The sequence below is a fragment of the Enterobacter sp. BIDMC109 genome (genome assembly GCF_001037885.1).
Classification (GTDB): Bacteria; Pseudomonadota; Gammaproteobacteria; order Enterobacterales; family Enterobacteriaceae; genus Enterobacter; species Enterobacter hormaechei_C.
The window spans coordinates 1,334,842-1,361,814 of record NZ_KQ090002.1 but is presented as its reverse complement, the minus strand read 5'-3'; the positions used below and the strand labels follow the sequence as shown (position 1 = coordinate 1,361,814).

The window sequence follows — 26,973 nt, the reverse complement described above, 5'->3', positions numbered from 1 at the left end:
GGAGTGACGATGGGCGCTTATCTTATCCGCCGGCTGCTGTTAGTGATCCCGACGCTGTGGGCCATCATTACCATTAACTTTTTTATCGTCCAGATCGCCCCCGGCGGTCCGGTGGACCAGGCAATTGCGGCAATAGAATTTGGTCACGCTGGCGGCATGCCGGGCGGCGGCGGTGAAGGAATGGGGGCCAGCCATGCCCGGACGGGCGTGGGCAACATCAGCGAAAGCCACTACCGGGGCGGTCGCGGACTGGATCCGGAGGTGATCGCCGAGATCACCCATCGCTATGGTTTTGACAAGCCGCTGCACGAGCGTTATTTCAGGATGCTCTGGGATTATGTCCGTTTCGATTTTGGCGACAGCCTGTTTCGCAGCGCCTCGGTGTTAACCCTGATCAAACAAAGCCTGCCGGTTTCCATCACGCTCGGACTGTGGGGGACGCTGATTATTTATCTGGTCTCCATTCCGCTGGGGATCCGAAAAGCGGTCTACAACGGTAGCCGTTTTGATATCTGGAGCAGCACATTCATTATCATCGGCTACGCTATCCCGGCGTTTCTGTTTGCCGTGCTGCTGATTGTCTTTTTCGCCGGCGGCAGTTATTTCGACCTCTTCCCGCTGCGCGGGCTGGTCTCTGCGGATTTCAGCACCCTGCCGTGGTATCAGAAAATCACCGATTACTTCTGGCACATCACGCTTCCGGTGCTGGCGACGGTCATCGGCGGTTTTGCGGCGCTTACGATGCTGACCAAAAACGCCTTTCTTGATGAGATCCGCAAACAGTACGTCGTCACCGCGCGCGCCAAAGGCGTCGGTGAAAAGCAGATCATGTGGAAGCACGTTTTTCGTAACGCCATGCTGCTGGTGATTGCCGGTTTCCCCGCCACGTTCATCAGTATGTTTTTTACCGGCTCGCTGCTGATAGAGGTGATGTTCTCGCTCAACGGATTAGGGCTGCTGGGCTATGAGGCCACCGTCTCCCGTGATTATCCGGTGATGTTTGGCACACTCTACATTTTCACCCTGATCGGCCTGCTGCTGAACATCATCAGCGATATCAGCTATACGCTGGTCGATCCCCGTATCGATTTTGAGGGTCGCTGATGTCGCGTTTAAGCCCCGTCAATCAGGCCCGCTGGGCGCGCTTTCGCCACAACCGTCGCGGCTACTGGTCGCTGTGGATCTTCGCCGTCCTGTTCGCCTTAAGTATGTGTTCGGAACTGATTGCCAACGATAAACCCCTGCTGGTGCATTTCAAAGACCGCTGGTATGTGCCGGTGCTGGCCACCTACAGCGAAAGCGATTTTGGCGGCCCGTTTGCGACGCCAGCCGAGTACCAGGATCCCTGGTTACGTGAACAGATAGCGCAGCACGGCTGGGCTATCTGGGCGCCGATTCGTTTTGGCGCAAACAGTATTAACTTCGCCACGTCCACCCCCTTCCCTTCGCCGCCTTCCGCGCAAAACTGGCTGGGAACGGACGCCAACGGCGGCGATGTGCTGGCGCGCATTCTCTATGGCACCCGCATCTCGCTCCTGTTTGGGCTGCTGCTGACGCTCTTTAGCAGCGTAATGGGCGTTGTGGCGGGCGCCGTGCAGGGCTATTACGGGGGTAAAATAGATTTATGGGGACAGCGCGTGATTGAAGTCTGGTCCGGTATGCCGACGCTGTTTCTGATTATCCTGCTGTCCAGCGTGGTACAGCCTGGCTTCTGGTGGCTGCTCGGGATCACCGTCCTGTTCGGCTGGATGGCGCTGGTCGGCGTGGTGCGCGCGGAGTTTCTGCGTACGCGGAATTACGACTATATTCGCGCTGCGCAGGCGTTAGGCGTGAGCGATGGCGCAATCATCTTCCGTCACATGCTTCCCAATGCGGTGGTGGCGACCCTCACCTTCCTGCCGTTTATTTTGTGCAGCTCCATTACCACCCTGACGTCGCTTGATTTTCTTGGTTTCGGTTTGCCGCTGGGCTCACCGTCCCTTGGCGAACTGCTGTTGCAGGGCAAAAACAATCTCCAGGCCCCCTGGCTGGGCATCGCCGCATTCCTCTCCGTGGCGGTGCTCCTTTCCCTGCTGATTTTTATTGGCGAAGCCGTGCGCGATGCCTTCGATCCCAACAAGGCGGTATGACATGACCCGGCCTCTTCTGAGCATAGAGAACCTGTCGATTGCGTTTTCAAAACAGGGCGAATCACGCACGGTGGTGACGGATTTATCGTTGCAGATCCAGCGCGGAGAGACGCTGGCGCTGGTCGGGGAATCCGGCTCCGGTAAGAGCGTTTCGGCGCTGTCGGTGCTGCGCCTGCTCCCTTCCCCGCCGGTCAGCTATCCGCAGGGGGATATTCTGTTCCATGGACAATCGCTGCTGAACGCTGACGAGCAAACCCTGCGCGGCATTCGTGGCAACACCATCGCCATGATTTTTCAGGAGCCGATGGTGTCGCTCAACCCACTGCATACCCTGGAAAAACAGCTCTATGAAGTGCTGTCACTTCATCGGGGAATGCGTAAAGAGGCAGCGCGGGGTGAAATTCTGGACTGCCTTGAACGCACCGGTATCCGTAATGCGGCGAAACGGCTGAACGATTTCCCGCACCAGCTTTCCGGCGGCGAGCGCCAGCGCGTGATGATTGCAATGGCCCTGCTCACGCGCCCCGAACTGCTGATTGCCGATGAACCTACTACCGCGCTGGACGTCACGGTACAGGCACAAATTCTGCAACTGCTGCGCGAACTGCGCGACGAGCTGAACATGAGCCTGCTGTTTATTACGCACAACCTGAGCATCGTGAAAAAGCTCGCTGACACGGTGGCCGTGATGCAAAACGGCCGCTGCGTGGAACAGAACCGGGCATCCGCCCTGCTGAGCGCGCCTCAGCACCCGTATACACAGCGCCTGCTCGATAGCGAACCCGCTGGCGACCCGGTTCCGCTTAACGCTGACAGCGCGCCGTTGCTGAGGGTTGAGGGGCTGTCGGTGTCATTCCCGATCCGCAAAGGCATTTTGCGTCGCGTGGTCGATCACAATCATGTTCTGAAAGACATGAGCTTCGCTCTGCGTCCAGGCGAATCGCTTGGGCTTGTGGGCGAGTCCGGTTCAGGCAAAAGCACCACCGGCCTGGCGCTGCTGCGCCTGATCGCCTCTCAGGGAAGCATTGTTTTTGACGGCATGCCGCTGCAAAACCTGAATCGCCGGATGATGCTTCCCGTGCGTCCGCGGATGCAGGTGGTATTTCAGGATCCAAACTCTTCGCTTAACCCGCGCCTGAGCGTATTACAGATTATTGAAGAGGGCCTGCGCGTCCACCAGCCGACAATGACGGCGCAACAGCGTGAAATCGACGTGATGCGGGTGATGGCGGAAGTGGGTTTAGATCCCGAGACCCGGCACCGGTATCCGGCTGAGTTTTCCGGCGGACAGCGCCAGCGTATAGCGATTGCCCGCGCGCTGATCCTGAAACCGGAGCTGATCGTGCTGGACGAGCCAACCTCTTCCCTGGACCGCACCGTGCAGGCGCAAATTCTGGCGCTGCTGAAGGGGCTACAGGAAAAGCATCGGCTGGCCTATATCTTTATCAGCCACGATTTACAGGTGGTGCGTGCGCTTTGCCATCAGGTGGTGGTATTGCGGCAGGGAGAAGTCGTTGAGCAGGGAGAGTGCCAGCGCGTATTCACCGCGCCGACGCAGGATTACACGCGCCAGCTATTGTCCGCTGACTAGCACTCAGAAAGGATATTGACCGGAGAACGGCTCGGCAATGGCCACGCCGAAGTTTTTCAGACGACAGGTGGCGGCAAACTCATCCTGGCTGTTAACAAACAGGCACGGCTCACCTTCGCATTCCAGCACGGAGCTGTCCACTTCGATGTCCGTCAGCGCCTGGCTGAGACGTTCCATGACCGGCCACGCATTTTCATCGCTCGGGCTGAGCAGTTTGAGGGCCACCAGACAATTATCCTCCCCGGCAACGCTTTGCGGAATCGGTTCAACTTTCGAACCTGCAAAACCCGTCGACCAGCGATAGCTCTGGGGCAAGCGATGGACAATGGAGAGTTGTAATGTATTCACGTTCAGATCCCCGGAAGCAAATTTACTTCACAATTTATTTACATTTATAGTAACACATCATCGCCAACCTGCACTGTTTAGCGGATTTTATAGGCGTTGCAGGCTCGCGTCGGCGCTATATGTACCCGTTTCTGCGATCTAACTCAACCTTTTTAAATACAATGATGTGACTTTTTACATAAATAGATTTTACATAAAAGAAACAAACACAGGGTAAACGAACGGAGGGTTGGTTGATATGGGTCAACAAAAAGGCCCGTCACGGGCCTTAAGTGGTCATTTATGCGCCGTCTTTCGCGGCCGGCTGGCGTAAAGATAGAAGAGTATGGAGCAGGTCGCGCAGAGGGCAATAGCCCACAGCATCGGCCAGGCGGTATTAAACGTCGCCGTCGAGAGCAGCGCCCCGACTATCGCGCCAATTCCGAAACGGAACGTTCCTGCCAGCGACGAGGCGGTGCCCGCCATATGCGGAAATTCGTCGAGGATCACCGCCATCGCGTTGGATGAAACCATCGACACGCAGCCGACAAACGCCGCCACGCCCACCACCAGCGCCCAGAAACCGACGCCCAGCAACGCGCTCAATACCAGCCAGATAGCCATCACGAACTGGATCCACAGCCCGGCTCGGAACATATTCAGCGCCCCAACCCGCCGGACAAAGCGGCTGTTGATAATGGTCATCACAAACAGGAACACAATATTCAGCGCGAAGTAGTAACCAAAATGCTGGGGTGACACATGGTTCAGTTCGATGTACACAAACGGCCCCGCGCTCAGGAACGAGAACATTCCGGCAAAGCTGAAGCCGCTGGCCAGCATATAGCTGAGCACACGCTTATGGCGAAACAGCGAGGCAAAGTTGCCAAGCGTGGTGCGAATGTGGAACTTCTGACGTCGCTCGACCGGCAGCGTTTCATCGATAAAGACGAAGATCATCACCGAGGCCAGCAGCGCGGCAATCGCCAGGATCCAGAAAATCGCATGCCAGCTGAACCACACCAGGACCGCCCCGCCCACCATGGGGGCGACCAGCGGCGCAATTGTCGTGACCAGCATGACGAACGACATCATGCGTGAGAACTCTTCCTTCGGGTAGACGTCGCGCATCAGCGCGTTAATCACCACGCTTGCCGCAGCCGCCGCCAGGCCATGGAAGAAGCGCATCACAATCAGCTGATCGATACTCTGCGCCAGCGCGCAGGCCACCGCCGCCGCGGCAAATATCAATGTCCCGCCCAGGATAACCGGTTTACGCCCCAGGCTGTCGGCCATTGGGCCATAAAAGAGCTGACCGAGGGCAAAACCAAGAATGTAGGTGCTGAGCGTCATCTGCGCGCTGCCTGCCGGTACGCCAAACTGCGCGGAAATCACCGGCAGCGCGGGCAGATACATATCGATAGACAGCGGCATCAGCATGGCCAGCAGGCCAAGGATAAATACAATTTTAAACGACGAGTGTGGCCTGGTGGTCACAGGGTTCTCCTGAATTTAGCGTGAAGGCAGCCCGACGCTGGCAATCTCTTCTTCCGTCAGCGGGCGATATTCCCCTGGCGCCAGGTCTGGATCGAGTTCAATCGCGCCAATACGTTCACGATGCAGCCCCACAACGTGGTTGCCCACGGCGGCAAACATCCGTTTCACCTGGTGGTAGCGGCCTTCACTGATGGTCAGACGGACGTCCGTGGGGGTGAGGATTTCCAGCACCGCCGGTTTGGTCAGATCCTTCTCATTATGCAGCTGAACGCCTTTCGCGAATTGCTCTGCCGTGTCATCCGAGACCGGAGACTCAAGCGTCACCCGATAGGTTTTCTCGCAGTGATGGCGCGGGGAGGTGATGCGGTGCGACCACTGGCCGTCATCGGTCATCAGCACCAGGCCGGTGGTATCGATATCCAGTCGCCCTGCCGCATGCAGCTTGTGCGCCACAGGTTCGTCGAGGAAGTAGAGCACCGTCGGGTGATCCGGATCGTCCGTTGAACAGACGTAACCTTCCGGTTTGTTGAGCATGAAGTAGCGCGGGCCATTCTGCTGGGTCAGCGGGTTGCCGTCATACTCCACCTGGTGCTCAGGCTGGAGTTTAAAAGCGCTGTCTTTCACAATGTCGCCGTCCACGGTTACGCGGCTGGCGCGAATTTCACGCCCGGCAATAGCGCGGCTTACGCCGAGTTGCTGAGCGATAAACTTATCAAGTCGCATGAAATCTTTTTAGCCTTAATGGTGCTGGAAGTCGGACTACGCGTCCGAAAAAGAAGCAGTCAGAAACAGTTCAGTATAATGGTCTGGTTGCGCCACTCAAGGGAAAAAGTTTCGTGGCATACTATATGCGAGTTAACTGAATAGAGAAGCCATGACGTTCACATTACGCCCCTATCAGCAGGAAGCCGTTGATGCCACCCTCGCCTGGTTTCGCAAGCATCGGGAGCCCGCCGCCATCGTTCTCCCGACCGGAGCCGGTAAAAGCCTGGTGATTGCCGAACTGGCGCGCCTGGCCCGCGGACGCGTGCTGGTGCTGGCGCACGTCAAAGAGCTGGTGGCGCAAAACCACGCCAAATATTGCGCGCTCGGCCTGGAGGCCGACATTTTTGCCGCCGGACTGAAGCGCAAAGAGAGCCACGGAAAAGTGGTGTTTGGCAGCGTACAATCCGTTGCGCGCAACCTGGAACTGTTTCGCAGCGAGTTTTCCCTGCTGATTGTCGATGAGTGTCACCGCATCAGCGATGACGACGACAGCCAGTATCAGCAAATCCTCACTCATCTGAAAAAGGTGAATCCTCACCTCCGTCTGCTTGGCCTCACCGCCACGCCGTTTCGTCTGGGCAAGGGCTGGATTTATCAGTTTCATTATCACGGCATGGTGCGTGGCGATGAAAAGGCCCTGTTCCGCGACTGTATCTATGAGCTTCCGCTGCGCTACATGATCAAGCACGGCTACCTGACGCCGCCGGAGCGGCTGGATATGCCCGTCGTGCAGTACGATTTCAGCCGCTTACAGGTGCAGAGCAACGGGCTGTTCAGCGAGGCTGATCTTAACCATGAGCTGAAAAAACAGAAGCGGATCACGCCGCATATCATCAGCCAGATTGAAGAGTTCGCACAAACGCGCAAAGGGGTGATGATTTTTGCTGCCACTGTCGAACACGCGCGCGAAATTACGGGGCTGCTGCCCGCCGACGACGCGGCGTTAATTACCGGTGAAACCCCCGGCCCGGAGCGCGACAGCCTGATTGAGGACTTCAAAGCTCAGCGGTTCCGCTATCTGGTGAATGTCTCCGTACTAACCACCGGCTTTGACGCCCCGCACGTCGACCTGATTGCGATTCTTCGCCCGACGGAATCCGTCAGCCTGTATCAGCAGATTGTTGGCCGCGGGCTGCGTCTGGCGCCGGGCAAAACCGACTGTCTGATCCTTGATTACGCCGGTAACCCGCACGATCTCTATTCGCCGGAAGTCGGCACGCCAAAAGGCAAGAGCGACAACGTGCCCGTTCAGGTTTTTTGCCCTGCCTGCGGGTTTGCCAACACCTTCTGGGGGAAAACCACCGCCGACGGCACGCTGATCGAACATTTTGGCCGCCGCTGTCAGGGCTGGTTTGAAGACGATGAAGGCCATCGCGAACAGTGTGATTTCCGCTTCCGCTTCAAAAACTGCCCGCAGTGCAATGCCGAAAACGACATTGCCGCCCGCCGCTGTCGGGAGTGCGACACGGTCCTGGTCGACCCGGACGACATGCTGAAAGCGGCGCTGAAGCTGAAAGATGCGCTGGTGCTGCGCTGTTCCGGCATGGCCTTACAGCCCGGCGCGGATGAAAAAGGCGAGTGGCTAAAAATTACCTACTACGACGAGGATGGCGCAGACGTCAGCGAGCGGTTCCGGGTCCAGACGCCCGCCCAGCGCACCGCGTTCGAGCAGCTCTTTATCCGCCCGCATACCCGCACGCCTGGCGTGCCGCTGCGCTGGATAACCGTGGCCGATATCGTGCGCCAGCAGGCGTTACTGCGCCATCCTGATTTTGTTGTCGCCCGTAAAAAAGGGCAGTTCTGGCAGGTGCGTGAGAAGGTCTTTGACTATGAAGGACGCTTTCGCCGGGCAAACGAATTGCGCGGTTAACGGGACTTTTCGTTGATGCGCGAGCCATTTGAGTATAAAATGCCGCCCGCTTCACATCCGTGAGGCAGAACACTCACCTGCTGCTGGGTCGCCTGTAGTAGGGTTTTAAATACAGAGAGAAATCAATGTTCACTATCGAAGCAGAAGTACGTAACGTGCAGGGTAAGGGTGCGAGCCGCCGCCTGCGTACCGCAAACAAGTTCCCGGCTATCGTTTACGGTGGCGAAGCTGCTCCAGTTGCTATTGAACTGGATCACGACAAAGTATGGAACATGCAGAACAAAGCTGAATTCTACAGCGAAGTTCTGACCATCGTTGTTGACGGTAAAGAAGAAAAAGTGAAAGTTCAGGCTGTTCAGCGTCACGCGTTCAAGCCAAAACTGACTCACATCGACTTCGTTCGCGCGTAATCGCAAACCTGTCGAGAAAAACCCCGCGTTTGCGGGGTTTTTTTATGGCTGTTACTTACCGCCTGAAGTGCGACGCTGAAGCTGGTCGCGCAGATTCGGCGGTGTGCCTTTAATGGTCAGCGTGTCGGTGGCCGGGTCCCAGAAGATACGTTCCCCGAGCAGCATGGCATCAAAGTTAATGGTTAACCCACCGCCGCTACCGGCAAATTTCGTCAGCTGACGCAGCGTACTGCGATCCGCCGGGAAGCTCTCTTCCAGCTCATAGCCTTTTTCCGCAGTAAATTCCTGGAAGCTGACTTCGCTGACGCCTGCCAGCTCTTTGGACAGCGACTCCAGCTCAATCTCTTCTCCAGCCTGTAGCTGCTCGTTGCAGTAGCTGTAAACCTGCTGACGCACGGTCTGACGCTCAGATTTATCAAGCTGCGCCTCAGCCGTAAAGTCATCCACCGCCTGGAGGAGACCTTTGTTCTGCGCTTTGGCATTCAGCCCTTCGCTGGCACCGAGGAAGTCCATAAAGAAATCCGCCACTTTGCGGCCCACGCGACCTTTAAGGAAGGTCAGATAGCGCGTTGATTCCGGGTTGGTTTCCCATTCGGTTAAATCGATACGCGCCACAATATCCGCATGGTTGATATCCAGGTAGTGCGTTGAGCTGATATCCAGTTGCTCGTTCACGCGCATACTGCTTAAGTTATTCAGCACGGTGACCAGCAGATACTCTACCGCCAGATAGCGGTAGTGGCAGAACAGGACGATACCGCCATCGGCGAAGGGATATTTCGCCAGCTCGTCACGCAGACGGCCAGTAGCAGCGCGGCTGAATGCCAGGAAATCCTCTTCGCCCTGACGTTGCAGGCGCAGGCTATCCGCCAGTTCGCTCTCTTCGCTGAACAAGCCATAGGCTTTATTTTTCGCGCTGTAGACGCGATGCAACTCCGCCATCATCTCGACAACGGTAGGCGTTGGTTCCAGTAACGAATCGCGCAGCACCACTTCAAGGGTTTGCTCATCACGCTTGATAAGCTGGTGCAAGGCAATCTGGTTGATTTCCAGACTCATGATAAACTCTCCTTTTAGACCGGGCGGTATTCAACCACCACCAACGCATGTGTGCAACAGAAGATAAAAAAGGGGAAAAAAAGCTGTTGCTACGGTAATATGTCGCCCTTCTCTCAACAAACTGATTTTGATTTATGCCACAACATTCCCGCTACAGTGACGAACACGTTGAACAATTGCTCAGTGAGCTGGTCAACGTACTGGAAAAACATAAAACGCCAACCGATCTCTCCCTGATGGTTTTGGGAAATATGGTTACCAACCTGATCAATACCAGCGTTGCTCCGGCTCAGCGTCAGGCGATCGCCAAATCTTTCGCCCAGGCTTTGCAGTCCTCCGTTAGCGACGACCAGGCACACTAAGGGAAACGAACAACAGTTTATGGTGACGAATCGTCAGCGCTACCGTGAAAAAGTCTCCCAGATGGTCAGCTGGGGGCACTGGTTTGCCCTGTTCAACATTCTGTTGGCGATGGTGCTCGGCTGCCGTTATCTGTTTGTGGCGGACTGGCCAACCACGTTAACCGGGCGCATCTACTCGTGGATGAGTCTTGTTGGTCACTTTAGCTTTCTGGTCTTCGCCACCTATCTGCTGATCCTGTTCCCACTGACGTTTATCGTCATGTCGCAGCGGCTGATGCGCTTCCTGTCCGCCATTCTTGCGACGGCGGGCATGACGCTGTTGCTGATCGACAGCGAAGTCTTTACCCGTTTCCACCTGCACCTGAATCCTGTCGTCTGGGAGCTGGTGATTAACCCGGATCAGAACGAGACCGCGCGCGACTGGCAGCTGATGTTTATCAGCGTGCCGATTATCCTGCTGATCGAAATGCTGTTCGCCACGTGGAGCTGGCAAAAACTCCGCAGTCTGACCCGACGCCGCCATTATGCGAAGCCCGTCGCGGCGCTCTTTTTCGCCTCATTTATCGGTTCGCACCTGATGTATATCTGGGCAGATGCGAACTTCTACCGCCCGATTACCATGCAGCGCGCAAATCTGCCGCTCTCCTATCCGATGACGGCGCGTCGTTTCCTCGAAAAACACGGCCTGCTGGACGCGCAGGAGTATCAGCGTCGTCTGGTCGAACAGGGTAATCCGGAAGCGGTCAGCGTGCAGTATCCCCTGAGCGATCTGAAATATCGCGACATGGGCCGCGGTCAGAACGTGCTGCTGATTACCGTCGATGGCCTGAACTATTCCCGCTATGAGAAGCAGATGCCGGCGCTGGCTGAATTCGCTGAGAACAACATCGTATTCACTCAGCATATGAGCTCCGGTAATTCGACCGACGCGGGTATTTTCGGCCTGTTCTACGGCATTTCACCGAGCTATATGGACGGCGTGCTGTCGGCCCGTATTCCGGCGGCATTGATTACCGGGCTTAATCAGCAGGGCTACCAGCTGGGGCTGTTCGCCTCTGATGGTTTCAACAGCTCGCTGTACCGCCAGGCGCTGCTGTCTGATTTCTCACTGCCCGCCGCGCAGAGCCAGTCTGACGATCGGACCGCTGACCAGTGGATAGACTGGCTGAAGCGCTATGCGCAGGAAGATAACCGCTGGTTCTCCTGGGTTGCGTTTAACGGCACAACGCTTGATGACAGCAATCAGAAAGGCTTCGCGCGCCGCTATAGCCGTGCGGCGGGTGACGTCGATGCGCAGATCGGCCGCGTACTGACCGCCCTGCGCGACGCGGGCAAGCTGGACAATACGGTCGTGATTATCACGGCGGGGCATGGCGTGCCGCTCGGCGACGAGGCGAAGGGCATGGACTGGTCGCGTCCGAACCTGCATGTTCCCCTGGTGATCCACTGGCCGGGCACTCCCGCGCAGCGCATCAACATGCTCACCGACCATAAAGACGTCATGACCACGTTAATGCAGCGGCTGCTGCACGTCAGCACACCGGCCATTGAGTACTCGCAGGGACAAGACCTCTTTAGCGCCACGCGGCGTCATAACTGGGTCACGGCTGCTGGCGGAAACACGCTGGTGGTGACCACGCCGACGTTGTCCCTGGTGCTGAACAGCAACGGCAATTACCAGACGTATAACCTCGAAGGCGAGAAGCTGAAAGACCAGAAACCGCAGCTCAGTTTGCTGTTGCAGGTGCTGACAGACGAGAAGCGCTTTATCGCTAACTGATTATTTATGAATCAGTTAGCGTTGCTTGCCCCTTGCATTCAAAAAGGAATCGAGTAGTATTCCTTTTATGCGTCGGCACGTAGCGCAGCCTGGTAGCGCACCGTCATGGGGTGTCGGGGGTCGGAGGTTCAAATCCTCTCGTGCCGACCAAAACTACACAAAAAAACCAGCCGCTTATGGCTGGTTTTTTATTGCCTGTCTCCGCATGCGCAATGCTTAGTGTTTTTCACGCCCACCGAGAAAGAAAATCCCCAGCGGAATCGCCAGCAGGACGGTGAACACCAGGCTGTAAACAAAGATCATCGCCGATTGCAGGACAAACATGCTGGTTGTCCAGGCAGAGAGCGGGATGTTGTACTGCTCAATCACACCGACAATGGTTGCTCGCCCCACGCATGCAGCAGCAATCATAAACACAACCAGTAACGCCAGCAGGAACTTGCGGCCTTCAGGTGTCTTCAGTTTTTCCCGTACCATCTCCCCTCCCTTTACAGATGAATAACAATAATTAACGCGTAAAATAACACGATTGCCGCATCGACTCCAACACAGCATTAATCACCAATAAATGAACATAAAAGCAGTGCATTACTCCGTTTAAAATGAAAATATGAGTAAATTGCGCCAACTATTCACGTGCTATATGTTAGTCTTTCCAGGATCGTTTTAACAAAAAGGAATGACAGTGAAAAACGCACCTAAATTTGCCATCGCCCTCATCGCCGCTGCGTGCGCCAGCACCAGTGCTTTCGCCAGCGAAACCCAGAAAGAGCAGCCGCTGGAAAAAGTTGCTCCGTATCCGCAAGCGGACAAAGGGATGAAGCGCCAGGTTATTCAGCTCCCGGCTCAGCAGGATGAAGCAAATTTCAAAGTTGAGCTGTTAATCGGCCAGACGCTGGAAGTGGACTGCAACCAGCATCGCCTGGGCGGCCAGCTGGAAAGCAAAACGCTGGAAGGCTGGGGCTATGACTACTATGTCTTCGACAAAGTAACCTCGCCAGTCTCCACCATGATGGCGTGCCCGGACGGCAAGAAAGAGAAGAAATTTATTACCGCGTATCTGGGTGATAACAGTCTGCTGCGCTATAACAGCAAGCTGCCGATCGTCGTATACACGCCGGAAAACGTGGATGTGAAATATCGCGTATGGAAGGCGGATGAGACGGTAGGACAAGCGGTAGTTCGTTAATAATAAGTCGGGTGGCGCTCTCGCTTACCCGACCAGGAAAGGGTGCGTTCTGGTGCCCTCACCCCAACCCTCTCCCACCGGGAGAGGGAGAAAACACTAAAAACGGTAACAGATGTTACCGTTTTGCGTTTACCTTACAGCGCGATATCCGCTACCGGCTTGCTTTCCGCCTGAGGCTTCAGCTCTGCCTTAGGCGCAGCATCCGCAGCCTGCGGTTTGACGTATTGCAGTTGCAGAACACGGCTGGTGTATTCCAGCTCTTGTTCCGTGGCTTCAACGTTACCGTTCAGCTTCGTACCGTAGGATGGAATAATGGTTTTCAGCTTCGCCTGCCATTCCGGACTGGATACTTTGTCCTTAAACACTTTTTCCATCAGGTGCAGCATGATTGGCGCAGCGGTAGACGCCCCCGGAGATGCCCCCAGCAGCGCGGCAATGGTGCCATCCTTATCGCTTACCACTTCGGTGCCCAGACGCAGCACGCCGCCCTCTTTCGGATCGCGTTTGATAATCTGCACGCGCTGACCCGCCTGCCACAGACGCCAGTCTTCTTTCTTCGCCTGCGGATAGTACTCTTTCAGCGCCTCGAAGCGTTCTTCATCAGAGAGCATCACCTGGCTAATCAGGTATTTCACCAGATCGAAGTTATCCAGCCCCACGTCCATCATTGGCTTGACGTTTGACGTCGTGGTCGCGCTCAGCAGATCCCACAGGGAACCGTTTTTCAGGAATTTGGTGGAGAATGTGGCAAACGGCCCGAACAGCACTACGCGCTTACCGTCCAGCATGCGGGTGTCGATATGCGGAACGGACATCGGTGGTGCGCCCACAGAGGCCTGACCGTACACTTTAGCCAGATGACGGTTAACCACTTCCGGGTTTTCCGACACCAGGAACTGGCCGCCGACCGGGAAGCCCGCGTAGTCGTCCGCTTCCGGAATACCGGACTCCTGCAACAGTTTCAGCGCCGCGCCGCCCGCACCGATAAACACGAACTTCGCCTTAATCACATGCTCGGCTTCGTTGTTTTTCAGATCGGCAACGGTCACGCTCCAGCTGTTATCCGCGTTGCGCTTGAAACCACGCACTTCGGAGCTGAGTTGCAGGTTAAAGTTCTCTTTTTTCTTCAGAGAGGACACCAGCTGACGGGTGATTTCACCGTAGTTAACGTCAGTACCAATTTCAGTGCGGGTCGCCGCTACTTTCTGGTTCGGATCGCGGCCTTCCATGACCAGCGGCGCCCACTCTTTGATTTGAGCGTGATCTTCAGAGTATTTCATCCCGCGGAAAAGCGTGCTCTGTTGCAGGGCAGCGTAGCGCGCGCGCAGGAAGTTGACGTTTTGATCGCCCCACACAAAGCTCATGTGCGGTACGGTGTTGATGAAGGAGTGCGGATTGTGCAACACACCGCTGTTCACCTGGTGAGACCAGAACTGACGTGAGATCTGGAACGCTTCGTTGATCTCTACCGCCTTCTCGATACTAATGGAACCGTCCTTTTTCTGCGGCGTATAGTTCAGTTCCATGAGTGCCGAGTGCCCCGTCCCGGCGTTGTTCCAGCCGTTAGAGCTTTCCTGTGCCACGCCATCAAGGCGCTCGACCATGGTCATGGACCAGTTCGGCTCTAATTCCTGAAGATACGTTCCCAGCGTGGCGCTCATGATGCCGCCACCAATTAAAAGGACATCCGTTTCCTGCTCTTTTGGTGCGTCAGCCTTCGCCGCCAGCGAGACGACGTTCAGCCCCACGGCCAGAGAAAAGAGCACGGCAGTCATTTTTTTCATCATTTATGCCTTAGTTGAATAGTGCTTGATGCGTGGAAATTACAGGTGAAACACGCTGCGGTGGCACGGTAGCAACTTTTAAATATTGTTTAAAGGTTACGAAATTATTGTAATTGTGAAATTTAATGATGGATTGTTTGTAGGGATTTGGCAGACAGGCTGGCACCCGACGATTTTCCTGGCTATCATGCTGCACTTTGTGATCGCGCGCACGGAAGCCTGCCCCTACCAGCGAATTGTTATGTCATTACCCCACTCGTCTGTACCTCAAGAAGGCCATGTCGCCACTGTTTTACGTTCGCCTCACCGTCTGATGCGCGAAACCCTGGCCGGTGTGATTACCGCGCTGGCGCTGATCCCGGAAGTGATTTCGTTTTCCGTGGTCGCGGGCGTGGATCCGAAAGTGAGCCTTATCGCCTCCGTGGTGCTCTGTTTCGCCCTTTCCCTGCTCGGCGGGCGTCCGGCCATGGTGACGGCGGCGGCAGGTTCCGTCGCGCTGGTGATTGGGCCGATGGTCCATCAACACGGCGTACAGTACATTCTGCCCGCAGTGGTGATGGCAGGCGTGATTCAGATCCTGTTCGGCGCGCTGGGTATGGCGCGGCTGATGCGCTTTATTCCCCAGTCGGTGATGACCGGGTTTGTTAACGCCCTTGGCATTTTGATTTTCTTTGCCCAGGTGCCCCATTTCTGGAGCCGAAGCCCGCTGATTGTGGGCCTGTTCGTGCTGACGCTGCTGATTGTGCTGTGGGTGCCACGCTATATCAAAAGCGTGCCCTCCCCGCTGATTGCCATTGTGCTGGTGACTTTGTTCACCGTCACCAGCGGGCAAATCCTGCCGACGGTAGGGGATGAAGGTTCCATGGGCGGCGGTTTGCCGGGCTTTACGCAACTGCTGGTGCCGCTCAATCTGGAAACCCTGAGCATCATCTGGCCGTGCGCGCTAAGTATCGCTTTCGTTGGCCTGCTGGAATCCTTGTTGACGGCAAAACTGGTGGACGAGCTGACCGCTACCCCCTCCAGTAAGCGCCGCGAGAGCATCGGGCTGGGCGTGGGCAATATTATGGCCGGGTTCTACGGCGGCATTGCGGGCTGCGCGATGATTGGGCAGACCATCGTTAACGTGGAGATGGGGAAAGGCAGAAGCCGTATCTCCACCCTTGCGGCGGGCATCGTACTGCTGGTGCTGGTTACGGCGCTCAGCGAGGTGATGGCCAAAATTCCGATGGCGGTACTGGCGGGAATTATGGCCATTGTGGCCGTCAAGACCTTTAGCTGGCATAGCGTTCAGCCCGGAACGCTGAAAAACGCGCCGGTGGCTGAAACCGTCGTGATGCTGGTGACGGTTGTGGCAACGGTTTTCACCGGCAACCTGGCGATTGGCGTGCTGGGCGGGATTGTGATGATGTTCATCCTCCCTGCCCGACTTAAGCAAAAAGCGCTGGCTACAGAAGAAAAATCGTCGCCAGTCCAAGAAAAATAAAGAAACCGCCGGTATCGGTAATGGCGGTGATCATCACGCTCGACCCCACCGCGGGGTCGCGCCCCAGCCGAGTCATGGTCAACGGGATAATCACGCCCATCATCGCCGCCACCAGCAGGTTCAGCACCATCGCCAGCATCATGACCCCGCCCAGCGCCATATCATCATACAGCCACCAGGTAATGCCGCCCATGATGCCGCCCCAGACCAGGCCATTAATCAGCGCAACGCCCATCTCCCTGAAAATCAGCCACGAGAAATTACCCGGCTGTATGTTTTCCAGCGCCAGGGCGCGAACGATCATGGTGATAGTCTGGTTACCGGTGTTCCCGCCGATCCCCGCCACAATCGGCATCAGCGACGCCAGGGCCACCAGCTGGGAAATGGTATGTTCGAAGCCGTCAATAACGCGGGACGCCACGAACGCGGTGCATAAATTGATGGCGAGCCACGCCCAGCGCGTTTTGACGGCCTTGCCGACGGAGGCATGAACGTCATCTTCGGCACTGATCCCGCCAAGGGCACGCAGGTCGTTATCGGTCTCTTCATAGACCACGTCAACGATCTCATCGATGGTCAGACGCCCCATCAGCTTGCCCACCGAATCCACCACCGCCGCGCTCACCAGGTCATCACGTTCGAAGGTACGCGCCGCTTTTTCGGCATCGTCTTCCGGCGAGAAGACCATCGGCTCGGTTTCCATGACCTCACTCACCCGCTGCTGGGTGCTGTTCAGCAGGATCGTTTTCAGCTCCAGCTCCCCGAGCAGAGTTTTATCCCGCGAGGTGACGAACAGTTTATCGGTGTTGTCCGGCATACTGCCCAGGCGACGAAGATAGCGCTGCACCGTACCCAGGGTGACGTCCGGGCGCACGGTGATGACGCCAAACTCCATGATCGCGCCGACGCTGTTTTTCTCGTAGTGCATCACCTGACGCACGCGCGCCCGCTCTTCAGCAGGCAGGGAAGCCAGCAGGCGTCCGGTCAGGTTGCGCGGAAGATGCTGAACGAGGTAAATCTGCTCATCGATATCCAGCGTTTGCAGGGCGTCAAGGATGTCCCGGTCGCTCATCTCATCGATAAGGTCATCCCAGACGTTTTCCGAGGCTTCAAGCAATACCTGACCGCGCTCGTGATCCTGCACCAGCCGCCACAGGGCGTGGCGCTCTTCGGAAGGCAATGCCTCCAGGGTGTCCGCCAGGTCCGGGGGCGGTAAATGTGCAACCAGCGCACCTACCTCAGCAATATCGTCGGCCAGCGTGCCGACATCATATTGCTCAGCCAGGGTTAGCTTACCCAATAACGTTGACGTAACCGCTTTATCGGTCGTCAGGAGCCAGATGAGCCGCGCACGCTCCTGGTCACGCTGCCTGGCGCTGTTTTTCTTTAATACCGACATCAATCATAAATCCATTAAATGAGTTGGCGTTAAGCATAGCGCGGGGATATGTAAATAAGAATAAACGGCGGGTCGGGATGGAGAAAAAAACGGCATATATGAAAAATTAGTGTGCCGGGCGCCACCCGGCACAATTGCAATCAGGCCGTACGCGCCACCGCGTCCCGTGACGCCGCATCGCGCTCATCGCCGGTCAGCTCGCTCAGCTTGCCGTCGCGCATCTCCAGCAGACGGTCGGCGTGAATGAAGTAGTGATCGTCATGGCTGATGGCAAAAATGGTTTTTCCCATCGCCTGCATCAGCGGCAGCAGGACCTGATAAAACTCGCGACGGAAGTGCGGGTCCTGATCGGCGGCCCACTCATCCAGCAGGATGATGTCACGCTCCTCGGCCAGGGCCAGCAGCAGCGCCACGCGCTTCTTCTGCCCTTTCGACAGCTTGAGATTCAGGATTTTGCCATCCTGAAGCTCCAGCTTGTGCGACATTTGCAGGTGCGCAAGCCACTTTTCCACCAGCGCCGGATCCGCCTGCTGCCCTTCCGGTCCCAGCAGCCGGTCGAACAGCCAGACGTCGGTAAATACCGCCGAGAAGAGCTTGCGGTAGTCCTCCGGTTTCTCCGCGCTCAGCGCTTTACCATCCAGCAAAATTTCACCCGCCTGCGGCTGGTAGAGGCCCGTCAGCAGCATCGCCAGCGTAGATTTGCCGCTGCCGTTGCCGCCGATAAGGAACAGCAGTTCGCCGCGATGAATGGTCAGGTTTATCGGCCCTACGGAGAAGGCGTTATCCTGATAGCGGAAGGTAACGTTACGCAGCTCCAGCGTTTGCCAGTTCGGGAAGGCCTGCGGGCGCGGGAACTCAGCCTTAAACGGCGCAAGGTCGAATTTCTTCAGCTTGTTGAAGGCCACCTGAGCGCTCAGCAGCGTCGGCAGTGCGCCAACGGCCGACAGCAGCGGCGTGCGTAAAAACAGCAGCGTCAGGGAGTAGGTTGCCGCCACGTTGGTATCCGCCCACCCCAGGCTGTTCGCCATCCAGAACACCAGGCCAATCGCGCCCAGCATCATGATGTTGGACCAGTTCACGGCGCTCAGGTGGAACGTATCGGCGCGGATAATGTGATGACGATATTCGTGCGCATCCGGGATATAAAGATGGTTGAAGATATGCTCGGCACGCTCGCGGTTCAGCGTCAGCTCTTTGCGCCCTTCCAGCACCGTCTGGTAATCGTTATAGAGCTTGTCTTCCGTTTCGCGCAGCACCGCCATGTGCTTATAAACGCGTGATACCAGCAGGAACCCGCCCCAGATGGTAATAACAATCCACAGCGCAGTCACCGCCAGCATCTTGCTGGAGAGCCAGGCGAGATAGGCTGCCGAGCCAAAGGTCAGGATGATCCCCTGCACCAGCTCCGGCAGGCGCACAAAGGCGATGGTAATGGCGCGCACATCGCTGGTCAGCCCCGCCAGCAGAGAGGCACTTCCCAGCTGTTCGATGCGTTCCACCTGAGTATCAAGGATCCGTTTGATGAACTCGCTGCGCAGACGGAAAACGAAATGGTGGCCGAGGGCGGTCAGCGCCAGCTGTGACCCGAGCGTGACTGCCATCAGCAGCAGCAGTAAACCCAGAAATTCCGGCAGGACGGAGAGTGACGTGTCGACCATTTCGATCAAACGCACGTTAATGAAGGCAATCAGGCCGATCCCCAGCGCCGCGCTGGCAAGGCTTAACGCCATCACCGCGATAAAAGGCCAGCGATACTGCCGCCAGACAAGAAGAAGTAGTTGCATGCAGAGCAATCCGGACAAGAAAAATCAGCCAGCAGTGTAAACTGCCTTTCACACACATCAAGAATAATTCTTATTTTTATTCTCTGTATGCCGCCTGACGGAACGTGAGGTTGTAGCGAAATGCCCCCGCCACCGGGTGATCGCCAGGTTTAAGCGGCTGAATACCGTGGTAAAAAAGCCGTGATTCACCGCCCCAGACCACCACATCACCATGCTCCAGCATCAGCCGTTTGAGCGGGTCGTTGCGCCGCAGGCCGCCAAACTGAAAGACAGCGGGCAGCCCAAGGGATACCGAGACAATCGGCGCGCGCAGGTCTGGCTCGTCCTTATCCTGATGCAAGGAGAGCTTTGCCCCAACGGCATAACGGTTGATAAGACAGGCATCGGGTCGAAAATCAGGATAGCCGGCCGCCACGGCGGCGTCATGACACAGCGCCTGAAACGCCTCCGGCATCGGCGGCCACGGCTGATCCGTCAGCGGATCGTTCGCGGCATATACATAGCCCCGCTCATTCGTCGCCCATCCCAGTTCGCCGCAGTTGGTCATCGCCACGGACATGGTATACCCGCCCGGCGTAACCATATGGCGAAACGGTGAACAAGCGGTAACGGCATCAATACCGTCGAACAGCGCCGCCGCGCGGGAAAGCGCGAAGCGTCTCAGGATCGTCGCCCCCGGCGCGAGCGGCTCGTGCCAGGGTTCAGCATCAGCAAAAAGATCGAGCATTATCCCTCCGGGTTGTTCGCCTCACGTTTCAACAATAGCATCTTACGCGCTGCGCCCCAGCGATAACCCGACAGCGCACCGTCGTTACGCACCACGCGGTGACAGGGGATGACTATCGCCAGTTTGTTGGCACCGCAGGCCCCCGCCACGGCACGTACGGCATTGGGTTTACCAATGGCCTTCGCCACCTGCTGATAGCTTGCCGTTTCACCGCAGGGGATATCCCGCAGCGCCTGCCAGACCTGCTGCTGGAAGGCGGTACCACGGATATCCAGCGGCAGCATCAGCGGCGTCGCGCGGCTGTCGACAGAGGCAATAACCTGCCGAACACGCCCGGCAAACGCGCCTTCCATCGGTTCACGGACGGCAAGCGGAAACAGTGACAGCAGCTCAGCCGTCAGCCCGGCGTCGTCATCACCCAGCAGTATTGCGCAGATCCCGCGCTCGCTTTCCGCCACCAGACAGCGGCCCAGCGAGCAGTCACTGATGGCATAGCGGACCGCAGCCTCTCCGTTGCGGTACTGTTTTGCCGTCATGCCCAGCGCGCCGTTGGCTTTACGGTAGTAGCTGCTGCCGTCCGGAAAGCCAGCGGCCAGTACGGCGTCGGTGATTTTACCGCCCTGTGCAAGCAGGGTGCGCAGGCGTTGTTCACGCGCGGCCTGCTGCCATGCTTTCGGCGTCATGCCGGTGACGGATTTAAACAAGCGGTGGAAATGGAACGGACTCATGGCAACCTGCTGCGCCAGTGCCTCCAGGTTCAGCGCGGCATCCTGTTCAAGCAGTCGACAGGCCAGCGCAATGTTGGCCTTTTTCTGCGCCATAGGGTCGACCTGGTCCGGCCTACAGCGCTTACAGGGGCGGAAACCCGCCTGCGCGGCCTGGTGAGCATCAGGATAAAAGCAGACATTTTTACGCAGCGCGTGGCGGGCGCGGCAGGACGGACGACAATAAATGCCGGTCGTCTGCACGGCAAAGACAAACTGGTTATCCGCACGCGGATCGCGGACCAGTACGGCCTGCCAGCGATCCTCATCGGTAAGATAGGTTGTGTTTTTCATTATCGGCTCCTCTTACAAGCATACGCTCAGCTTGCCTGAACGCCACCGAACAAAAACCCGCAACCTTGCTTTTTAATTTTTTTCGCTCACCAGGAAGCTATTGAACTGCGGCGAACTCCAGGTTTTAAATCCGTCAGCCTCTTTGGTGATCATATAGACGGCCAGCCCTTCCTGACGCACCACCTCTTTGGCCTTCTCCGTGCCGAGCACCATCAATCCAGTATCCCAGGCATCCGCTTCCAGCGCGGTTGGGGCTATCACCGTCACGGACACCAGGTTGTGGGTAATCGGGCGTCCGGTTTGCGGATCAATCACGTGCGAGATACGTTTGCCATCCAGCTCGTAATAGTTGCGGTAGCTTCCGGAGGTGCTGATACCATGCCCGTTGATGTCGACAATCGCCTGCACCGCGTTCTGCTGATCGGTTGGTTTTTGGATGGCCACTCGCCACGGCCTGCCGCTGGCGTTCATGCCCCGGCTGACGAGCGCGCCCCCGACGGAAACCAGATAACGGGGAATGCCTTCCTGCGCCATCAGGGCCGCGAGATGATCCGCAGCATACCCCTCGCCTACCGTGGAGAGATCGACAAACAGGTCGGGAATATCTTTTTGCAGGTATTGCTGACCGTACTGGGAGATCACCGCCAGATGCTGTAACCCTGTACGGGCGCGGGCGTCGTCGATGGCGGCTTGATCGGGTGTAGTCACCGGCTGCTTGTTGGGGCCAAATCCCCACAGGTTCACCAGCGGCCCCACGGTCACATCCATTGCGCCATTGGTTTTGTAGCCCACGCGCATGGATTCCGTGACGATATCGGCCATCGCTTCGCTCACCGGCCACAGCGAGGTGCTGCTGGAGCGATTGAAACGCATCAGCGCTGAGTCATTTTTATAGGTAGAGAGTAGCTGATCGTCGGCATCCAGCTGCGCCTGAATTTTACCGCGTAATTCTTCAGCGCGGGATTTATCAATATCCATCACGCTGACGCGCCAGAAGGTCCCCATGGTTTTCCCTTCCAGCACCGTCGCGGCGGGTGCGTCGATTTTTGCGGGCTGTGTGGAAGAGTCACACGCGGTCAGGAGTAAAAAAGTCGCCAGAACGCTGGCGCGTAAAAAAGTCATATCCATTGGTTATTATCCTCATGCCAGGGCGGCAAGAGTACACTAAAACAGCGTATTTGTAAGACCCTAAAAAAGCATGAAAAAAGGGGCCTGATGGCCCCTTTGTCGCTGTATGAGCAATTAGAACTGGTAAACCAGACCCAGCGCGACGATATCGTCAGTACCGATACCTGCTGCGCGAGTGAAGTCGTTCTCATCAACCAGGTTGATTTTGTAATCAACGTAGGTGGACATGTTTTTGTTGAAGTAGTAAGTCGCGCCAACATCAACATATTTCAGCAGATCCTGGTCGCCGTAGCCGTTTTCCAGGTCCTTACCTTTAGATTGCAGGTACGCCACGGATGGACGCAGACCGAAGTCGAACTGATACTGCGCAACCACTTCGAAGTTCTGCGCTTTGTTAGCCCAGCCCAGGTCGCCCGCACGGGTCGCGTTGTAAGTCTGAGTATACTGTGCAGCCAGGTAGATGTTGTTCGCGTCGTATTTCAGACCACCGGTGTAGGTCTCAGCACGATCGCCGTTACCGTAGGCCATGGCGTTCTGGTCATCAGTACGTTTAGAGCTGGTGACCGCCGTACCGAGTGCGAAGCCTTCGCCCAGATCGTAGGTCAGAGAGCCACCGTAGCCATCACCGTTCTGACGCAGTGCCTCACGACCGTTGTTGGTCTGGCCTTCGCCGCTTGGGCTGCCGTTTTTACCCTGGTACTGCAACGCGAAGTTCAGACCATCAACCAGACCGAAGAAGTCCTGGTTACGGTAGGTCGCGAAGCCGTTACCACGCTGCTGCATGAAGTTGTCAGAACCGTAGGTATCGCCGCCGAATTCCGGCAGAACGTCGGTCCAGGAAGTCACATCGTAAACAACGCCGTAGTTACGACCGTAGTCGAATGAACCCGCATCAGCGAATTTCAGACCTGCGAACGCCACACGCGTCCATGAGTTGTTTTCGTTCTCACCAGAGTTACCCTGGATCTGGTATTCCCACTGGCCGTAACCGGTCAGCTGGTCGTTAACCTGAGTTTCGCCTTTGAAGCCCAGATGCATGTAGGTCTGGTCGCCGTCTGCACTGTCGTCATCAGAGAAATAGTGCAGACCATCCACTTTACCGTACAGATCTAATTTGTTGCCGTCTTTGTTATAAATTTCAGCCGCATTTGCTGCGCCTGCCACCAGCAGAGCTGGTACCAGGAGGGACAGTACTTTAACTTTCATTTTATTAACCCTCTGTTATATGCCTTATTATTTACCACTGCTTACTGATCAACCCTCTTAACCAGTCGGCAAGTTCATTCTCCTCAAAAATGCAGAATAATCCAACAGGAATATGATACGAAAACTTTGAAGATGTTTCACTTTACAATCAACATGTTTCAATTTGTAAATTTGAAGGAACTTTTACAGAGCATAAATAGTTTAAAAATATAGCACGGATAATCAAAACAAAAATATATTCTATTTAATACAAGTGATTAGCTTAAAAAACGGTACAGCACTGAATGACAAAAAAATTCCCTTCAACACCACTAAAATAACTCTCGCTATCATCATTAACTTTATTTATTACCGTCATTCAGTTCTGAATGTCTGTTTATCCCTAATTGAACCGGATGCTTCGCATTCGGTTTTTTTTTACCTTTCTTTACGTCAGCCTACATTTTATGTGCTACCCCTCAGAAATGATAACGACTATTAACTAAATCCAGCATCCGGCTTTCGCTGAATTCTTTTTTATGCTATTGAAATTAATTTCTTGTTTATTCGTGCTATTTTCCTGCCGGTGCGATCGCGTATTTATACATTTCACGGGGTTTTGTACACCTTTCATCCGGGGACGTTGAAGCCGCTTACCCGGATAAAAAGTCAAGGTCATACCGTTAACGACGCTGGAAATTCAGTTATTACCCTTTATACTGCCCTATCCCATTACCGCGCGGCCATTACGGGTTAAACACATCGATGAGTCAGACTGAAACTACCGCCCCGAGCAAATTCTCCCTTCTACCGGGCAGCATCACCCGTTTCTTTCTTCTGTTGATCGTTGTGCTGTTAGTCACAATGGGGGTGATGGTTCAGAGCGCCGTTAATACCTGGCTTAAAGATAAAAGCTATCAAATCGTCGATATCACCCATGCGGTGCATAAGCGCATTGATACGTGGCGCTATGCGACCTGGCAAATCTACGACAATATCGCTGCCGCGCCTGCCACCTCGTCAGGCGAAGGGTTGCAGGAAACGCGCCTTAAGCAGGATGTGTATTACCTTGAAAAACCGCAGCGCAAGACGGAAGCCCTGATTTTCGGCTCGCACGACAGCGCAACGCTTGAGATGACGCAGCGGATCTCCTCCTATCTGGACACCCTGTGGGGCGCCGAGACCGTACCGTGGTCAATGTATTACCTGAACGGTCAGGACAACAGCATGATCCTGATCTCGACCCTGCCGCTTAAGGATCTCTCGTCCGGCTTTAAAGAGACCACCGTTGGCAGTATTGTGGATTCCCGTCGGGCAGAAATGCTGCAACAGGCCAACGCGCTGGACGAGCGAGAAAGTTTCTCGTCATTACGCCGTCTTGCCTGGCAGAATGGCCACTACTTTACGCTGCGAACCACCTTTAACCAGCCGGGCCATCTGGCGACCGTGGTTGCCTTCGACCTGCCGATTAACGATCTCATCCCACCGGATATGCCGCTGGACAGTTTCCGTCTGGAGCCAGACAACAGCACCCAAAATATGCGCACGCCGTCGGATAAAGAAGGCGCGGACAGCGTAGCGATCTCCTTTAATGGCTCAAAGATTGAGATTGCCTCATCGCTCAACTCAACCGGTATGCGTCTGGTGTGGCAGGTGCCTTTTGGCACCCTGATGCTTGATACTCTGCAAAACATTCTGCTGCCGCTGTTGCTGAATATTGGCCTGCTGGCGCTGGCGCTGTTTGGCTACAGCACCTTCCGTTTCCAGTCGGGCCGCCAGAGCGACTCGACGTCGGTATCAGCCGGGACCAGCAACGAGTTGCGCATTCTTCGTGCCCTGAATGAAGAGATTATTTCCGTGCTACCGCTTGGGGTGCTCGTTCACGACCAGGAGGCTAACCGCACGGTAATGAGCAATAAAATTGCCGATCACCTTCTGCCGCATCTTAACCTGCAAAATATTACGGCCATGGCGGACCAGCACCAGGGCGTTATTCAGGCCACCGTTAATAATGAACTGTATGAGATCCGCCAGTTCCGCAGTCAGGTCGCCTCGCGCACGCAAATCTTCATCATTCGCGATCAGGATCGCGAAGTGCTGGTGAATAAAAAGCTCAAGCAGGCGCAAAGGCTGTACGAGAAAAACCAACATGGCCGCGCGGCGTTTATGCAAAATATTGGCGATGCCTTTAAACAACCGTTGAAGTCACTCGCCACGCAGATTGCTGATCTGAGCACGCCGGAAAGCCGACAGCTAAGCAGCCAGGCCGATTCACTGGTTCGTCTGGTGGACGAAATCCAGCTTGCGAACATGCTGGAAAATGATATCTGGAAAGGCACCCCTACGCTCTTCTCCATCCAGGACCTGATTGATGAGGTGGTGCCGGAAGTCCTGCCGGTGATCAAGCGCAAGGGACTCCAGCTGCTGATCAACAACCATTTACCGGCCAACGACGAACGTCACGGCGATCGCGATGCCCTGCGTCGCATCCTGATGATGTTGATACAGTATGCCGTCACCACGACGCAGATCGGCAAGATCACCCTTGAAGTCAGCACCGATGAGTCCACCGACGATCGTCTGACGTTCCGCATTCTGGATACGGGCGAAGGCGTCACAGTGAGCGAAATTGATAACCTGCACTTCCCGTTCCTGAACGATACCCAGCGCGACCACTACGGCAAGGCGAATGCCCTCACCTTCTGGCTCTGCGATCAGCTGGCGCGTAAGCTCGGCGGTCATCTGAACATCAAGGCGCGCGAATCCCTCGGCACCCGCTACTCTTTACACGTGAAAATGGCGGCGAATCCCCAGGAAGAGGATGAAGAGCGTCTGCTGGACGATGTGGTGGTGATGGTGGATGTGACCTCCAGTGAGATCCGTAATATCGTCGTTCGTCAGCTGGAAAACTGGGGGGCGTCCTGCATTACCCCGGACGAAAGGCTCGCGAGTCAAGAATTTGATCTATTTTTAACTGATAATCCGTCTAATCTTACTGCCTCAGGCTTGCTTTTAAGCGATGATGAGCCAGGCGTGCGGAAAATCGGCCCTGGGCAGCTGCGCGTCAACTTTAATATGAGCAATGCAATGCAGGAAGCTGTATTACAACTGATTGAAGAGAATCTGGCGCAGGAAGAGATCCTGGAGTCACCGTTAGGCGGCGATGAAAATGCCGAACTCCATGCCAGCGGATATTATTCGCTCTTCGTTGATACAGTACCAGATGATGTTAAGCGGTTGTATACTGAGTCCGCTGCGCAGGATTTTGCAGCGCTGGCACAGACAGCACACCGGCTTAAAGGGGTGTTTGCCATGCTTAATCTGGTTCCCGGCAAGCAGTTATGTGAAACGCTGGAACATCTAATTCGTGAGAAAGATGCCTCTGGCATTGAAAAATACATCAGCGACATTGACGCTTACGTCAAGAGCTTGCTGTAGCAAGGTAG

The 26,973-nt window shown here is 55.8% G+C and carries 22 protein-coding genes and 1 tRNA gene; 11 read left to right on the top strand and 12 right to left on the bottom strand.

The annotated features are described in order from the left end of the window. The first annotated feature begins 9 nt into the window (after positions 1-9). Genes SK62_RS06475 through yejF form a run of 3 tightly spaced genes read left to right on the top strand, consistent with a single transcriptional unit; the run spans position 10 to position 3,720 of the window. Complete coding sequence (locus SK62_RS06475) at positions 10-1,104, top strand: microcin C ABC transporter permease YejB (RefSeq protein ID WP_003859369.1); 1,095 nt, start codon at positions 10-12, stop codon at positions 1,102-1,104. Then, complete coding sequence (locus SK62_RS06470; RefSeq protein ID WP_017693033.1) at positions 1,104-2,129, top strand: microcin C ABC transporter permease; 1,026 nt, start codon at positions 1,104-1,106, stop codon at positions 2,127-2,129. Before SK62_RS06475 ends, SK62_RS06470 begins: the two co-directional genes overlap by 1 nt. A 1-nt stretch (position 2,130) precedes the next feature. After that, positions 2,131-3,720, top strand: a complete 1,590-nt coding sequence (gene yejF / locus SK62_RS06465) for a microcin C ABC transporter ATP-binding protein YejF (RefSeq protein WP_045910719.1) — start codon at positions 2,131-2,133, stop codon at positions 3,718-3,720. Positions 3,721-3,723: 3 nt separating this feature from the next. Here the strand turns inward: yejF and SK62_RS06460 are convergent, their stop codons facing one another. The 3 genes from SK62_RS06460 to rsuA all read right to left on the bottom strand — a co-directional run bounded on the left by SK62_RS06460 (position 3,724) and on the right by rsuA (position 6,267). After that, positions 3,724-4,068, bottom strand: a complete 345-nt coding sequence (locus tag SK62_RS06460; RefSeq protein ID WP_003859372.1) for a YejG family protein — start codon at positions 4,066-4,068, stop codon at positions 3,724-3,726. A gap of 276 nt (positions 4,069-4,344) precedes the next feature. After that, entirely contained in the window at positions 4,345-5,544 is a 1,200-nt protein-coding gene (locus tag SK62_RS06455; protein ID WP_017383400.1) for a Bcr/CflA family multidrug efflux MFS transporter, read from the bottom strand. Positions 5,545-5,559: 15 nt separating this feature from the next. Beyond that, on the bottom strand, positions 5,560-6,267 hold the full coding sequence (gene rsuA, locus SK62_RS06450; protein ID WP_045341042.1) for a 16S rRNA pseudouridine(516) synthase RsuA: 708 nt from the start codon (positions 6,265-6,267) through the stop codon (positions 5,560-5,562). A gap of 151 nt (positions 6,268-6,418) precedes the next feature. On the opposite strand from rsuA, the gene SK62_RS06445 reads away from it, so the two are divergent. Together SK62_RS06445 and rplY are read left to right on the top strand one after the other, a co-directional pair. Then, on the top strand, positions 6,419-8,179 hold the full coding sequence (locus tag SK62_RS06445) for a DEAD/DEAH box helicase (protein ID WP_017383402.1): 1,761 nt from the start codon (positions 6,419-6,421) through the stop codon (positions 8,177-8,179). A gap of 125 nt (positions 8,180-8,304) precedes the next feature. Next, complete coding sequence (gene rplY / locus SK62_RS06440) at positions 8,305-8,589, top strand: 50S ribosomal protein L25 (RefSeq protein ID WP_015572298.1); 285 nt, start codon at positions 8,305-8,307, stop codon at positions 8,587-8,589. A 51-nt stretch (positions 8,590-8,640) separates the two neighbouring features. On the opposite strand, the gene yejK is transcribed toward rplY, so the two are convergent. Beyond that, the gene (gene yejK, locus SK62_RS06435; RefSeq protein ID WP_017693031.1) at positions 8,641-9,648 is read right to left on the bottom strand and encodes a nucleoid-associated protein YejK; all 1,008 of its coding nucleotides are present in this window, start codon (positions 9,646-9,648) and stop codon (positions 8,641-8,643) included. A gap of 134 nt (positions 9,649-9,782) precedes the next feature. On the opposite strand from yejK, the gene SK62_RS06430 reads away from it, so the two are divergent. From SK62_RS06430 to SK62_RS06420, 3 genes are all read left to right on the top strand, one after another. Then, positions 9,783-10,010: a YejL family protein gene (locus SK62_RS06430; RefSeq protein ID WP_001135586.1), complete on the top strand. Its 228-nt coding sequence runs from the start codon at positions 9,783-9,785 to the stop codon at positions 10,008-10,010. Positions 10,011-10,029: 19 nt separating this feature from the next. Then, positions 10,030-11,790: an LPS biosynthesis-modulating metalloenzyme YejM gene (gene yejM / locus SK62_RS06425; protein WP_047719280.1), complete on the top strand. Its 1,761-nt coding sequence runs from the start codon at positions 10,030-10,032 to the stop codon at positions 11,788-11,790. A 73-nt stretch (positions 11,791-11,863) separates the two neighbouring features. Beyond that, positions 11,864-11,940: transfer RNA gene (locus tag SK62_RS06420), tRNA-Pro, on the top strand. Between the two features lie 66 nt (positions 11,941-12,006). Here SK62_RS06420 and SK62_RS06415 read toward each other — a convergent pair. Further along, the gene (locus SK62_RS06415; RefSeq protein WP_006811332.1) at positions 12,007-12,267 is read right to left on the bottom strand and encodes a DUF2534 family protein; all 261 of its coding nucleotides are present in this window, start codon (positions 12,265-12,267) and stop codon (positions 12,007-12,009) included. 202 nt (positions 12,268-12,469) lie between these two features. Here SK62_RS06415 and eco point away from each other — a divergent pair, with 202 nt between their 5' ends. Next, positions 12,470-12,979, top strand: a complete 510-nt coding sequence (gene eco / locus SK62_RS06410) for a serine protease inhibitor ecotin (protein ID WP_032648923.1) — start codon at positions 12,470-12,472, stop codon at positions 12,977-12,979. Positions 12,980-13,113: 134 nt separating this feature from the next. Here eco and mqo read toward each other — a convergent pair whose 3' ends face one another. Then, complete coding sequence (gene mqo, locus SK62_RS06405) at positions 13,114-14,763, bottom strand: malate dehydrogenase (quinone) (protein ID WP_032619315.1); 1,650 nt, start codon at positions 14,761-14,763, stop codon at positions 13,114-13,116. Positions 14,764-14,950: 187 nt separating this feature from the next. Here mqo and SK62_RS06400 point away from each other — a divergent pair, with 187 nt between their 5' ends. Continuing rightward, positions 14,951-16,246: a SulP family inorganic anion transporter gene (locus SK62_RS06400; protein ID WP_049017514.1), complete on the top strand. Its 1,296-nt coding sequence runs from the start codon at positions 14,951-14,953 to the stop codon at positions 16,244-16,246. Here the strand turns inward: SK62_RS06400 and mgtE are convergent. From mgtE to SK62_RS06370, 6 genes are all read right to left on the bottom strand, one after another. Then, a complete protein-coding gene (gene mgtE, locus SK62_RS06395; RefSeq protein ID WP_006811337.1) occupies positions 16,209-17,645 on the bottom strand; it encodes a magnesium transporter in 1,437 nt (478 codons plus the stop codon). The genes SK62_RS06400 and mgtE overlap by 38 nt on opposite strands. 140 nt (positions 17,646-17,785) lie before the next feature. Next, positions 17,786-19,429 (bottom strand): multidrug ABC transporter permease/ATP-binding protein, encoded by a 1,644-nt coding sequence (locus tag SK62_RS06390; RefSeq protein ID WP_017383408.1) that lies wholly within the window; start codon positions 19,427-19,429, stop codon positions 17,786-17,788. A 76-nt stretch (positions 19,430-19,505) separates the two neighbouring features. After that, the gene (alkB, locus tag SK62_RS06385; RefSeq protein ID WP_003859395.1) at positions 19,506-20,156 is read right to left on the bottom strand and encodes a DNA oxidative demethylase AlkB; all 651 of its coding nucleotides are present in this window, start codon (positions 20,154-20,156) and stop codon (positions 19,506-19,508) included. Further along, entirely contained in the window at positions 20,156-21,214 is a 1,059-nt protein-coding gene (ada, locus tag SK62_RS06380; protein WP_017693025.1) for a bifunctional DNA-binding transcriptional regulator/O6-methylguanine-DNA methyltransferase Ada, read from the bottom strand. Before ada ends, alkB begins: the two co-directional genes overlap by 1 nt. 72 nt (positions 21,215-21,286) lie before the next feature. After that, complete coding sequence (apbE, locus tag SK62_RS06375) at positions 21,287-22,342, bottom strand: FAD:protein FMN transferase ApbE (RefSeq protein WP_015572290.1); 1,056 nt, start codon at positions 22,340-22,342, stop codon at positions 21,287-21,289. 114 nt (positions 22,343-22,456) lie between these two features. Then, on the bottom strand, positions 22,457-23,548 hold the full coding sequence (locus SK62_RS06370) for a porin OmpC (protein WP_048249351.1): 1,092 nt from the start codon (positions 23,546-23,548) through the stop codon (positions 22,457-22,459). Between the two features lie 744 nt (positions 23,549-24,292). On the opposite strand from SK62_RS06370, the gene rcsD reads away from it, so the two are divergent. Further along, positions 24,293-26,965 carry a phosphotransferase RcsD gene (gene rcsD / locus SK62_RS06365; protein ID WP_017383411.1) on the top strand — a complete coding sequence of 891 codons (2,673 nt, stop codon included), beginning with the start codon at positions 24,293-24,295 and terminating at the stop codon, positions 26,963-26,965. Positions 26,966-26,973: the final 8 nt, after the last annotated feature.